The following is a 13004-nucleotide window of genomic DNA, read 5'->3' as shown; positions in this document are numbered from 1 at the left end:
AGCCTATCTCCTTCATGAAAAATACTTGGAACAAAGCAGCCTGGGCGCTAGTAGCCAGCCCACTGCTTTTGGCTTCTTGCAACAAAAACGACAAGGGCAGCCTGGAAGGCGCCGCGCCCACGGCTAGCTTCACCAGCGTGGTCAATGCGTCGCAGTACCCCGTTACGGTCACTTTTACTGATAACAGCCAGAACGGCTTTGTTAACCAGTGGGACTTTGGCGATGGCACGCTCGGCACCGGCACCACCGTTACGCACACCTACACGCAGGCTGGCACTTACAAAGTGCGCCTGGTAGAGTCGGGCCGGGGTGGCACCGGCTCGACGCCCCAAACCGACGTGGTTATTCCATCGTCGTGCGGCAGCGCGGGTTTTTCGGTGCTGACCAACTGCCAGAGCAACGCGGCTTCGGCGCGGGTATTCACGTACTCCAACGCGGCCGGCGCTATCAAGCGCCTCGATGCCAACAATAACGTTATCTCTTCTTCGGCGGCCAACTCGCTCTCCTCCTGCCAGGCCGACGACCAGTTCACGTTTAGCGGCACTTCGGCTAGCTATACCTACGAGAGCAACGGGGGCACCTACGCCAACGGTGCCTGCGGCGATTCGCAGTCGGGCGGCACGACTTTCGTGTACAAGCCAGGTACGGGCACGTCGTTGGGCCAGATTATTTTGGGTAAGGCAGGTGCCTTCATCGGCGAGCCAGTTGCCGTTACGAACCTGACCTACGACATCATCGAAGCCAGCAGCACTGTGCTGCGCCTGCGTGGCACGCTTGCCGACGGCACCAAAACGGAGGTGACGTTGGTACCCTACGACGCCGTAACCCGCGTGAAGCAGCTGCTGACCAACGGCACCCAGAAAACTTGGCTGCTGGATAACTCGCAGGGCGCCGCCATTGTGGTGGGCACCGAAAGCGCCCCTACCCAGTATTACGCCGGTGGCGCAGTGGGCAGCCTGCCCGGTTGCCAGGCCGATGACGAATTCACGTTCTCGGCGGCCAATGTGTACACCTACGATGCCAAGGGCGAAACGCTGGTAGCGCCCGCTGGCACTTGCCAAGCCCCGCGCTCGGGCTCTTCGCCCTTCACGTTTGGGCCGGCCGATGGCGCCGGGCAAGCGCAGTTTGTGCTAACCAAAGCGGGCTCGTTCATCGGCATTACCGATGCTCCCGACCTCACGTACCGCATCCTATCCATCACCGATAAGAACATGCTACTGCGCGCCGGCACCGGCAAAAACGGCGGCACCATCTTCACCATGAAGCTAGTGGCTAAGTAAGCGCGCCGCCCAGCTATTTTTCAACTTTGAAGTGCCCGGTGAACTAGTTTATCGGGCACCTCCTTTTCCCTGCCATGCTACCTCTCTCCTTTTCCCTACCCCCCCGCGCTCGCTTGGGCACTAGCTTCTTGCTGGCCCTGGCCCTGAGTTCCTGCACCGAAAACAAGACGCCCGATATTCCGGCGCCTACCCCCAACCCCGTTAGCACGGCCCCCAATGCTGAGGTGCGCGACTTTGCCCAGTATACCGAGCTGATGTGGAGCGACGAGTTTAATGGTGCCGGCCCGGCCGATGCTACCAAGTGGGCCTATGACACGGGCAATAACAATGGCTGGGGCAACCAAGAGCTGGAAACCTACACCACTTCGACTGACAACGTTTCCCAAAATGGCGGCAACCTCGTCATTCAGGCCATGCGGCAGGCGGGCAGCACCGGCTATACCTCGGGCCGCATCCTCACCAAGGGCAAGCAAAGCTTCCAGTACGGGCGCATTGATGTGCGGGCTAAGCTGCCGCAGGGCCAGGGCATTTGGCCCGCCATCTGGATGCTGGGCAGCGACATCGACCAGAATAACTGGCCCAAGTGCGGCGAAATCGACATCATGGAGCTGCGCGGCCAGGAGCCTACCAAGATTCTCTCAACCATGCACTACGGCACTACCACCGCCGACCACCAGTACAAGGGCATCGACAACGTGAAGCTGCCCGGCAACGCCAGCTACGCCGCCGATTTCCACGTGTACAGCATCGTGCGCGCCAAAGACCAGATGCAGTTCTTCGTAGATGGGGCCAAGTACTACACCTTCACGAGCAGCGATGCCTCGCCCTACCCCTTCAACAACCCGTTCTTCATGGTGCTGAACGTGGCCGTGGGCGGCAACTTCCTGGGCAACCCCGACGCCTCCACTGTGTTTCCGCAGCAAATGCAGGTCGATTACGTTCGGTATTATCAGTACAAGTAAGAAAGCAAAACCGCCTACCCCCTGCCTGCAACGGCGCCACTTCGGTGGCGCCGTTTTTGTTGGCGGCCACTGCGAATTGGTGGGGTTGGTGGGCTACATTTTTGGGGTTGACAGAGAGCTTGTCCGTATTTACGAAAGCGGCCAGATTGATTTTTGGCATCTTGGCCGCGCGTTTTGGCGTAGGCTTTGCACAAAGAGCAAAACCCACCTGTTCAGGTATAAGGCCGTGAATTTCACCGGTCAACAAGCTCATTCAGTGTTCATGTCGGGCAGTTCTATTTAGTGTTTTCTGTTTGTCCATGACTCCGACCACCGACCTATCCGCAGCTACCTTAGCGGGTGCCGACCAACCCGCGAAAGAAGCTAACCTGGCGCTCGTTTTTCGCCAAAAAGAAGCGTTGCTGGCTGACTACCTGGCGGCTTTTGCGGTGGTTTACTACCGGCAGCCGGCCGAGCGGGCGCCCGCGCAAGTGCAGGCCACGCTGCACATCGAAACGGCCGACACGGTGTTTCCGCCAGCTACCGTCACGCTCCAGCTCGCCGACACCTTCACGCTGGGCGAGGTGGCCGCCGAAGCGGCCAGCCGCCTGCCCATGGTGCTGGCTGGCGTGGCCGAAGAGCTGGGCGCGGCCATCACGCGCTGCCGGCTGTCGTTTCCGGCACCCGAGGCCCAAACCCCCGAGCAAACGTGGTGCGTCACGGTGGCCTTCGGCACCGGGCTCGATGAGGCGCCTACCCTCGGCTTTAGCTGTCCCGGTTCGCCCACCGCGCCGCGCGAGACCGTGTATTTGCCCGCGCACGTGCAGGCAGTTTTTGCCCAACTTAGCAGCAACCCAGCCGAGCCGGTGGGCTACGTGTTCTTTCTAGCCGAGGAGGAAGTAACGCAGTTGCGCCAATTTCAGACGGTACCGCCGCAGGTGCCCGAAGGCGGCCCCCAGCAACTACACCAACTGTTCGAGCAAACTGCTCGCGCTTACCCCAACCAAGTGGCCTTGAGCTGGCTGGGCCAGCACTGCACCTACCACGAACTCAACGAGCAGGCTGACCAGCTGGCCGCGCGCTTGCAGCAACAGGGCGTGCGGGTCGGCGATTTTGTAGGCTTGTTCATGGCCAAATCGGTCGAACTGTACGTAGGCATGCTGGCCGTGCTCAAGGCTGGGGCGGCTTACGTGCCGCTCGACCTTTCATTTCCGGCCGACCGCGTCACCTACATCCTCGGCGACTGCGGCGCCCGCGCCCTGCTCACCCACCACGCGCTGCCCGCAGGCTTTGACACTTGGCCGGGCCTGGTTATCGACCTGAGTTTGCCGGCCCTGGCCCTACCCCCCCGCGTAGTGCCGGCGGCGGTGGGGCCCGATTCTATCGCCTACGTCATTTACACCTCGGGCACCACGGGCCTGCCTAAGGGCGTGCTCATTCCGCACCGCAGCATCTGCCACTTGGTGCGGGCCGAGCAGGTATTATTTCAGCCTACCCCCCAAGACCGGGTGGTGCAAGGCTTTTCGGTGGCCTTCGATGCCTCGCTCGAAGAGCTGTGGCTAGCTTGGGGCGCGGGCGGCACCCTGGTGCCGGTGCCCGAAGAAACCATGAAAGCGCCCGACGCGCTACCCAGCTTTCTAGTCGAAAACCAGGTCACGATTTTCTCTACGGTGCCCACGCTGCTCTCGCTGTTGCCAGCGGGCATTCCTACGCTGCGGCTGCTCATTTTGGGCGGCGAAGTATGTCCGCCCGAACTGCTAACTAAGTGGGCCAGCCGCCAATGCCGCGTGGTAAATACCTACGGCCCCACCGAAGCCACCGTCGTGGCTACGGCCGCCGACTTTGTACCCGGCCAGCGCCTCACCATCGGGCGGCCGCTGGCGGGCTACGAGGTGCTGCTGCTCGACCAATTGGGCCAGCTCGTACCGCTGGGCGCGGCTGGCGAGCTGTGCATTGGCGGCGCGGCGCTGGCCGCCGGCTACCTCAATCGCCCCGAGCTGAGCGCGGCCAAATTCAATACCGTCAGCGAGTTGCAGAATGGCTTTGCGGGTCGCCTCTACCGCACCGGCGATTTGGCGCGCTTTGAGATCGATGGCAATATTGACTTTTTGGGCCGGATTGATACGCAGGTGAAAATCCGGGGTTTCCGGGTCGAACTGGCCGAAATTGAGAGCTTGCTCTTGCAGTGGCCCGGCATTCGCAATGCGGCCGTAGCCCTCAAGGAAGGTGCCGATGGCGTCAAAAAACTCATTGCCTACCTCATCCTCGACCCCAACCAACTGCTCGACGAAAAAGCCGTGCGCGCTTACCTGCGCGAGCGCCTGGCGCCCTACATGCTGCCCGCCGCGCTCGTGCCCCTCACGGCGTTTCCGCTGCTCACCAGCGGCAAGGTCGACCGCAAGGCCCTGCCCTACCCCGTCGGCGGCGCCCAAGCGCCCACCCGCGAGCTGGCTCTACCCCGCACGCCGCTCGAAAGCGCCATTTACGTCGCCTGGCAGAAACGTTTCGACACCGCCGACCTATCCATCACCGACGACTTTTTCGAAATTGGGGGCAACTCACTGCTTGCCTCGCTCATCATTTCCGAGATGCGCCAGCTGCCTGATTTTCAAGGCCTATCGGTGAAGGAAATGTACACCCGCCGCACCATCGAGGCGCTAGCAGCGGCCGTGGCGGCACAAGCAGCTGGCAGCTCTACCCCGCCCACCGACGCGCCAGCGGCCCCTCCTTTACTGCGAGCCTCCTACGCCACGCGGGTGGCCACGGCGGCCTTGCAGTTGGTGAGTATTGCGGTGTTTTATGCCGTGCCGGTGCTGCTGCTCAATCTGTCGTTGCTCTATCGCCAGGCCATTGCGGGGTGGTCGTACCCGGCTTTGCTGGCGGCGGGCGCAGCGTCGGTGCTCCTGTACGTGCCGCTGGCCTGCCTGGTGGTGGTGCTAATGAAGTGGCTGGTTATCGGGCGCTTCCAGGCCGGCGAGTACCCGCTGTGGGGCTTCTATTACTTCCGGTTTTGGGTTGTAAAAAAGCTGGTGGAAGCCGCGCCCACTCAGCTATTGTCGGCCACGCCATTTTTGGCAGTTTTCTACCGCCTGCTGGGCGCTAAAATTGGCAAAAACGTGTACCTCGGCAGCACGCGCCTGCTATGTTTTGACCTGCTAACCATCGGCGACGGCGCCAGCGTGGCCCGCGAGGCGGCGCTGCTGGGCTACCGCGTCGAGCACGACCGCCTCATCATCGGCCCCATCACGGTGGGTCAAAATGGCTACGTAGGCCTGCGCGCCATCATGGAAGGCGATACCAGCTTGGGCGAAGCGGCTGAGCTAGACGACCTCTCGGTGCTGCCCGCCGGCCAGCAGGTGCCGGCCCGCGAAGGCTGGCTGGGCTCGCCGGCGCAGCGCACCCGCGCGGTGGCCCCTACCCCCCCGCGGGCAACGAGGCCAGCCGGGGCGGGCTACCTCGTAGCGCAGGCGCTGGCCCTTGCGCTCATGCTATTGGTGCCGTCGGGGGCCTCATTGCCTATTCTGGCCATTATATATGAGATGGGCGAGCGCGTCGGCGCCGAAGCCTCGCTACTGGCTATGTTGCCCCTCGCGGCCCTCTACGTGCTACTGCTAATGGGCGCCCTGGCCCTCACCAAGCGCTTGGTGGCTGGCCGCCAGGCCGATGGCACCCTACCCCTGCACAGCCTGGCCTACGTGCGCCACTGGGTAGCCGATGCTGTGCTGGCGCAAAGCCTGGCGTTGCTTAAGTCACTCTACGCCACCATCTACACGCCGTACTGGCTGCGGCTACTAGGCGCCAAAATAGGCTACCGGGCCGAGGTTTCGACCCTCAACCACATCTCGGCCGACCACCTCACGGTGGGAGCTGGCGCGTTTCTGGCCGACTCGGTGAGCGTGGGTGCGCCCCGCGTGCAGCACGGCGTAGTTAGCATTACGCCCACGGTGGTGGGGCCGCGTACTTTCATTGGCAACGGAGCGGTGCTGGCGGGCGGCACTGTACTGGGGATGAACAACTTGATTGGCGCTTTGTCGTCGGCGCCGCTCGTTACGCCGCCTGATGGCACGTCGTGGGTGGGCTCGCCGGCCTTTCTACTGCCCAACCGGCCGGTGTCGACCTCCTTTGCTCCCGAATTGACTTTTGCCCCGCCTACCCACCTGGTTTGGGCGCGGGCCATCATCGAGATTTTCAAGATTATCCTGCCCTTTACCTTCACTTTTATCACGTTTGCGGTGCTCTACCACTACTGCTGGCGGCACTTGCAGTACTACCCCTTTTGGAGTAGTGTGGGGGTAGGCACCGGCGTGTTGGTGGGCCTGATTTTCGGTTTTTCGCTGCTTACGGCGCTGCTCAAGTGGGTGCTTATCGGCCGCTACAAGCCGTCCGAAAAGCCGTTGTGGTCGTCGTTTGTGTGGCGCAACGAATTAGTTAACTCTCTGTGCGAAAGCTACGTGTACACCTATTGGGAAGCACCGCTGCTGGGTACGCCGTTCGCTACTTGGTTTTTCCAGCTTATGGGCAGCCATTTTGGCCACTCGGTGTACATGGATACCACCGAAATCACAGAATTTGACCTGGCCTGGGTGGCCGACCACGCCGTGCTCAACAACGGCGCCACCATCCAAACGCACCTCTTCGAAGACCGCGTCATGAAGATGTCGACCCTGCGCATTGGCCGCTATGCCACGGTGGGCACTTCTTCGGTGGTGTTATACGATTCCGTAATTGGGCCTGGTGCCACCCTCAAGAGCCTTTCGCTACTCATGAAAGGCGAGCAGCTACCCGCTAATACGCGCTGGCAAGGTATTCCAAGCGCCTTTATTTCGGCTGGCTAGGGCTAGATAACCTATTTATATAAACACAAAAAATGGCCACCTCAAGCTACCTCCGCTCTCATGAGGGGGGTAGGCTGGGGTGGCCTTTTGGTTCGCAGCCGGTGGCTGGCTACCGCCTGTGCTTACTTGGTAGTTCTCTGTTTGGTGGCTGCCGTAATTGGCGGCACCGCTTTGCGGGCCGCGGCACTAGTAGTGGGCCGGGCGCGGCGCGGCGGGGTAGCCGGCGCACCCAGGTACTCACCTCGGCCAATGCCTAAAATTTGGGAGATAAGTTGCAGGCGGTCAGCCGACATAGTTGGGTAAGTTTTCATGGTGTGAAAGAAGGATAAGCAGGAAGTACAGCAAATATTGGTACCACCCATTGTCGGCACAATACCGACTTTTAGGTATTTTTCTCCGCTAGCCTATATACTCCTTTTCGCTCTGTATGGTTTACGCCCAATTATATATAAGCTAAATGCTACTCGCTATGCCCTATAAAAGAGGTTAAGCGCCAAAGTCTTCGTAACTTTATTGCCCATCCCACCCGCCTTATCGCCGTGTCCGACTACCTGCTCTTCGTCGATACCGAGACGTCGGGTCTGCCCACCGATTGGCGGCGGGCTTACGGCGAGCCAGGTGCTTGGCCCCACGTTGTGCAGGTTTCGTGGCTGGTTTATACCCACGCGGGCGAGTTGGTGAAGACCGAAAACCACTACGTGCGGCCCAGCGACTACGACATCAGCCCCGCGTCGGCGCAGGTGCACGGGCTCACGCTGGCCTACTTGCACGAGCACGGGGAGCCCCGCCGCCAGGTAATGCAGTGCCTGCACGACGACCTGCGGTACTACCAGCCCATGGTAGTAGGCCACTTCGTAGAGCTTGACTACCACATGATTGGCGTCAGCTTTCACCGCGCTGGCCTCTCCAACGCCTTGCTCGGGCTGCCCACGTTTTGCACCATGCGCCTCACTAAGCGCTTCTGGCAGCCGCTGCACCAGCAGTACCTGCGGCTGGCCGATTTGTACCAGCGGCAATTTGGCCGGCCCATGCTGCACCAGCACGATGCGCTAGTCGATGCGGAGGCCACCGCCCAGTGCTTTTTCGATTTGCGCCGCAAGGGCGACATCGATGAGCAGGCCCTGGCCGACGGCCCCCAGCTACTGCCCCCAGCTGGCATTCCGCCCCCGCCTTCGCTGCGCGAGTCGTTTCGGAAGTTCTGGCGCGGGCCCGCGGCGTAGCTGCCGGCCCTGCTACCCTACCCCCCGAGTTGCTACCAAGCGGCGCCGGCCTACTAACTTGTGCCCATGACTGACCGCCTGGCTTTCCTCCAAACCGTTGCGCCCTTCGACCAGCTACCGCCCGAGGTGCTCGAAGAAGTGGCGGGCCTGCTGCAAGAGGTGCACCACGCCCGCGAGGCCATCATCTACCGCCAGGGCGAAACCAAGCTGCGCGGCGTTGACCTGGTAGTAGAAGGCGCCTACGACACGTTTTTTTACGATGCCCAGGGCACGCGCCGCTTGCCCGAAGATTACGGCCCCGGCACTTGCTACGGCGGCGTGTCGGTGCTGCTCAACAAAAAGCGCTCGCTGCGTACCGTGCGGGCACACGCCGGCACGCGCGTTTACTTTCTGCACCGCAACGACTTTCGAAGCTTGTGCCTGGGCTATGAGTCTTTCTTCCAGTATTTTACCACGCGCTACGGCCGGTTGATGCTCGACGATGAGTACGCTCAATTTGTGCAGCCCGGTGCCCAAAGCCCACAAAATTTCATCGCCGCCGACCAGCTCTACTCGAAGCGCATGGCTACCGTAGAGCTGCGCGAGGTGCTCGCCTGCCCCGCCAGCACGCCTACCCACGAGGTGGCCCGGCGCATGGCCCGCGCCCGCAGCAGTTGCTACTTCGTGCTCGATGAGGAGGGGGGTAGCATTATCGGCTACGTCACGGATATCACGCTGCGCGACAAGGTGGTAGCCGGCCTCGGCGATGCCCGTCAGCCCATTGGCACGTTCCTCGACGCCCCTACCCTATCTATTAGCAGTGAGGCCTTTGTGTATGAGGCACTGCTGCTGATGTTCCGCACCAAAACCCGGTATTTGCTGGTAGAAAGCAAGGGTACTTACCTGGGGTTTATCAGCCGCAACAAGTTACTTACCGACCAAGCACAATCGCCCTTCCTGTTTATTCAGGGCGTGAAGCAGGCCGTGTCGCAACTAGAATTGCGGCGCAACTGGCAGAAAGTGCCCGACATTGTGCACCAATTGCTCGACCGCGGCGTGAAGCCCGAAATCGTTAACCAAGTCATCACGACGGTGGCCGATACCATTGCCCTCAAAGTAATTGAGGGGGTGATTCAGGAGTTGGGGCCGCCGCCGGCCAAGTTCGTATTCATGGTGCTGGGCTCGGAAGGCCGGCAGGAGCAAACCCTGCTTACCGACCAGGACAACGCTATCATTTACGAAGACAAAGCGAACGAGCAGCGCGAGCTGGTACGCGAGTACTTTTTGCATTTTTCCGAATTGGTGTCCGACCGGCTCAATGCCATTGGATTCAGTTTCTGCGACGGCGGCTTTATGGCCAAAAACCCCAAATGGACACACTCGCTCTCGCACTGGAAACGCAACTACCAGGAGTGGCTGCACGAGTCGAACCCCGAGGCGGTGATGCGTTTCGCGGCGTTTTTCGACTGCCGCTACCTCTATGGCGAAGAAGCCATTATGGACGAGCTACGCGTGTTTCTGGATGCTGAATTGCAGCAGCCGCTCGACCGCTTTTTGCACTACATGGCCCGCAATGCTTTGCAGTACGAGCCGCCGCTGACGTTTTTTAATAACATTCGCACCTTTGCGGTGGGCGACCAGCAAGTGATTAACCTGAAGAAAGTGATGTCGCCCATCGTGGACTTGGTGCGCGTGTTCTCGCTCAAGAACCGGGTTTTTGTCACCAATACCGGTGCCCGCCTAGCAGCCTTGCGCGAGCTGGGTATCTTCCGCGACAAGGACTACCACGAGTTGCTACAGTCGTATTACTACCTCATGGGCATGCGCCTCAAAAAGCAGGCTGCCCAAATGATGCACGACAAGTTACCCCCCGACAACTACCTCGACCCTAAGGCTTTGACTAAGGTTGAACTTGTGACGCTCAAAGAAATTTTCAAAGTTATTGCCGATTTCCAGCTAAAAATCAAGGTTAGCTTTTCGAAAGCGCTGCAATAAAGACGTTTTTATGTAGGGGCATTTTAAGCCCCCACTTACGCTTGCTCGTCAAGCCTAAGTGCCGGCTATGCTCGAGGCTGGCGCAAACTTGGCGGGCTGGGCCCTACCACCTTCATCTCGTGTCGCACTTATTAGTAGCTCGCCGGCCGAGCTGCTGCACTTTTCAGTGGTAGCACTGATGTAGCGGTGGGCAAGGGATAGGGTTCTTTGCGGGCAGTCGACCTCGCGCAGCGCAGCTCGCCTTTACTTTATGTGTACCACACATGGCTAAGCAATGGATTAACGCGGCGCTGGATGGCGGGCCGGGTTTTGCCGATAAGTCGTACTTTTTCCACGATAATCAGTACGTCCGTTACGATTGGCAACCGGGCCAGGACCGGGCCGAGTTTGGCACCGTGCTCACGGCGCCCGCCTGGAATATGCCGCCCCTTTTTGCCGACAACCCCGACGGCATGCTCGATGGCCAAGGCCCTTACCAAGGCAAGGTTTACTTTTTTAAAGGCAACCAGTACAGCCGCTACGACTGGGCCGGCAACTGCCAGGACGCAGGCTACCCGCAGGCCCTTTCTGCTTGGGGCTTACAGGGCGCGTTTGCCAGCATCGATGCCTGCATGAACGGCCAATTGGGGTACGCTCCGTATGCTTATTTCTTGAAAGGCAGCCAGTACATGCGCTATGAGTGGGCCACCGACCGCCTGTCGGAAGGCTACCCCCGGCCGCTGACTGCCTGGGGTTTAAAAGGAGCTTTTGCCAGCGGTATTGATGCCTGCGTGGCAGGCAAAGGTGATTATGCTGGTAAATCGTACTTATTTAAGGGGGACCAGTACGTGCGCTTCGACTGGAAAACGGGCCAGGTTGACGCCGACCCCCAGCCTATTTTGGGCAACTGGCCGGGCCTGCTCGAGCTAGTAGCAGCGGGTAGGGCAAAGACTACGGCCGCGCAGTGGCTAGCACAGGCGCAGCAGCAAGTGGTGGCGTACACGGCCGCACTCAATGGTGGGCCAGCTTTTGGCTTCAACCAAACGGTATTTGAGCAGGCCTTGGCCACGCACTTCCACCTGGCGCCTACCCTGCCCACGCCGCAGCGCCTCCAGTACCTGACGGCCATCAACCAGACCATGAGCGCGATATGGCCCAAGTGGGACGCTAGCCAGACGCTGTTTAAGGCCCGCACCGATGCCGAGGCCACGGCCGATGGCGGCACCAAAAATGGCAAGCCAGTTCGGGCTTATTTCACAGGCGTGTTTATTGGTTTCTCCGAGAATTTTGTGCGGGATACCGGCCCCTATTGTCAAGCCGCCGTCTTGGTTCACGAGACGGTGCACGCCGTTGACGCCGTGAGTGGGGAGCCTAATAACCACATTCCGGAGTGGTTTGAGCTACCCCGACCCAAAACCGGAGACGCGCCGCCAAAATATTATGCCGAGCAAACCCAGGACGAGGCCCTGCATAACCCGTCGAGCTACGCCGCCTTCGCGCAACACATTTTTTATGGTGAGGACCGCCGCTACGGGGCCGGCCGGCCCACTGACTAGCGTAGGCACAACCACTTCCTAAACAAGCAAGTAGCAAGCTGGCCGCCCCTTTTACTCCTTACCCCCCTGCCCATCGTGCAGCGACGACTCGCGCACGATAAGCTTGGGCTTGAGCACAATAGGGCGGGGCGGATTTTTGGACTTGCTGGTGGGCAGCATTTTTTGCAGCAACTGCACGGCAGTTTGGCCCATTTGCTCGCAGCGTTGGTCCACGGAGGTGAGACTTGGCTCGGTAAGGGCCGTGAATACTTCGTTGCTAAAGCCCGCCACGGCTAAGTCTTGCGGCACGCGCAGGCCCTGCTTTTTGGCAATTTGCAGGGCACCCACGGCCACTAGGTCGTTGGAAGAAAATAGGCCATCGGGGCGCTGGGCGGCGGGGCGGCGCAGCAGCTGGCGCATGGCGGTGGCGCCGCCGGCCTGCGTTTGCTCACAGAAGATGGTCAGGCGCGGGTCGGGCGCGAGGCCGTGGGCCGCCAGCGCATCGAGGTAGCCCTGGTGGCGATTTTTGAGAATGCTTAGGTTGAACGGGCCGGTGAGGTGCGCAATGCGGCGGCAGCCCTGGGCGAGCAAGTGCTCGATTACCTGGTAGGCCCCGAGGTAGTCGTTGAGCGTTACGGTGCTCACATTCTGGCCTTTGAAGCCCTCGACGGTGCGGTCGAAAAATACCAGTGGCACATTTTGCTGACGCACATCTTCGAAGTGGCTGAAATCTTGCGTGGTGTTGGCCAGCGATACCAGAATACCTGCCACTTGGGCACCCATCATCAGTTCGATAGCCTGTTTTTCCTGCTGTACGTCCTCGTTCGATTGGCAAATCATGACGTTGAAGCCCGCTGCGCTGGCCTCGGTGGCAATGCCGTGGATGACCTGCGGAAAAAAATACCCCGTGATGTGCGGCACCAGCACGCCCAGCGTATTGCTGCGCCCGCGGCGCAGGCCCGCCGCTAGCGGGTTGGGGTGGTAGTTGAGCTCCTTGGCCAGCTGGCGCACGCGCACCTTGGTGGCCTCGCTCACATCGTGGTGGTCGGCCAGCGCCCGCGAAATAGTGGAAGCTGACAGACCTAGAGCCTTGGCCAAGTCGGTGATGGAGGCGCGGCGATGGAGCATGAGCGGAAGAAATACGTGGGTCAAACGGAAAGCAACTACCTAACAGCCGGCGGGTGCGCGTTGCATTATTTAGCAAAGATTGGCGTTGGTGCCAGTATCCCTGCCCCCGCAA

Annotated in this window: 8 protein-coding genes; 6 read left to right on the top strand and 2 right to left on the bottom strand. The window is 60.5% G+C overall.

What is annotated here, in order from left to right; translation table 11 throughout:
• The first annotated feature begins 14 nt into the window (after nt 1-14).
• The 3 genes from GO988_RS02040 (at nt 15) to GO988_RS02030 (ending at nt 7056) form a co-directional block, all read left to right on the top strand.
• Nucleotides 15-1280 (top strand): PKD domain-containing protein, encoded by a 1266-nt coding sequence (locus GO988_RS02040; RefSeq protein WP_157561865.1) that lies wholly within the window; start codon nt 15-17, stop codon nt 1278-1280.
• Between the two features lie 74 nt (nt 1281-1354).
• Complete coding sequence (locus GO988_RS02035; RefSeq protein WP_157561864.1) at nt 1355-2242, top strand: glycoside hydrolase family 16 protein; 888 nt, start codon at nt 1355-1357, stop codon at nt 2240-2242.
• Nucleotides 2243-2541: 299 nt separating this feature from the next.
• Nucleotides 2542-7056 (top strand): Pls/PosA family non-ribosomal peptide synthetase, encoded by a 4515-nt coding sequence (locus GO988_RS02030; protein ID WP_157561863.1) that lies wholly within the window; start codon nt 2542-2544, stop codon nt 7054-7056.
• A gap of 122 nt (nt 7057-7178) precedes the next feature.
• Here the strand turns inward: GO988_RS02030 and GO988_RS02025 are convergent, their stop codons facing one another.
• Entirely contained in the window at nt 7179-7367 is a 189-nt protein-coding gene (locus GO988_RS02025; protein ID WP_157561862.1) for a hypothetical protein, read from the bottom strand.
• Between the two features lie 228 nt (nt 7368-7595).
• Between GO988_RS02025 and GO988_RS02020 the strand changes: the two genes are divergently transcribed.
• The 3 genes from GO988_RS02020 to GO988_RS02010 all read left to right on the top strand — a co-directional run bounded on the left by GO988_RS02020 (nt 7596) and on the right by GO988_RS02010 (nt 11785).
• Nucleotides 7596-8276, top strand: coding sequence for a 3'-5' exonuclease (locus GO988_RS02020; protein WP_157561861.1), 681 nt, complete (start codon nt 7596-7598; stop codon nt 8274-8276).
• A gap of 66 nt (nt 8277-8342) precedes the next feature.
• Nucleotides 8343-10250, top strand: a complete 1908-nt coding sequence (locus tag GO988_RS02015) for a DUF294 nucleotidyltransferase-like domain-containing protein (RefSeq protein ID WP_157561860.1) — start codon at nt 8343-8345, stop codon at nt 10248-10250.
• 263 nt (nt 10251-10513) lie between these two features.
• Nucleotides 10514-11785 (top strand): hemopexin repeat-containing protein, encoded by a 1272-nt coding sequence (locus GO988_RS02010; protein WP_157561859.1) that lies wholly within the window; start codon nt 10514-10516, stop codon nt 11783-11785.
• Between the two features lie 51 nt (nt 11786-11836).
• Here the strand turns inward: GO988_RS02010 and GO988_RS02005 are convergent, their stop codons facing one another.
• Entirely contained in the window at nt 11837-12892 is a 1056-nt protein-coding gene (locus GO988_RS02005) for a LacI family DNA-binding transcriptional regulator (protein WP_157561858.1), read from the bottom strand.
• Between the last annotated feature and the right edge of the window lie 112 nt (nt 12893-13004).

It is taken from the genome of Hymenobacter ginkgonis (assembly GCF_009755225.1).
Classification (GTDB): Bacteria; Bacteroidota; Bacteroidia; order Cytophagales; family Hymenobacteraceae; genus Hymenobacter; species Hymenobacter ginkgonis.
The sequence above is the reverse complement of the archived record's forward strand: the minus strand, read 5'-3'. Positions and strand labels throughout refer to the sequence as shown.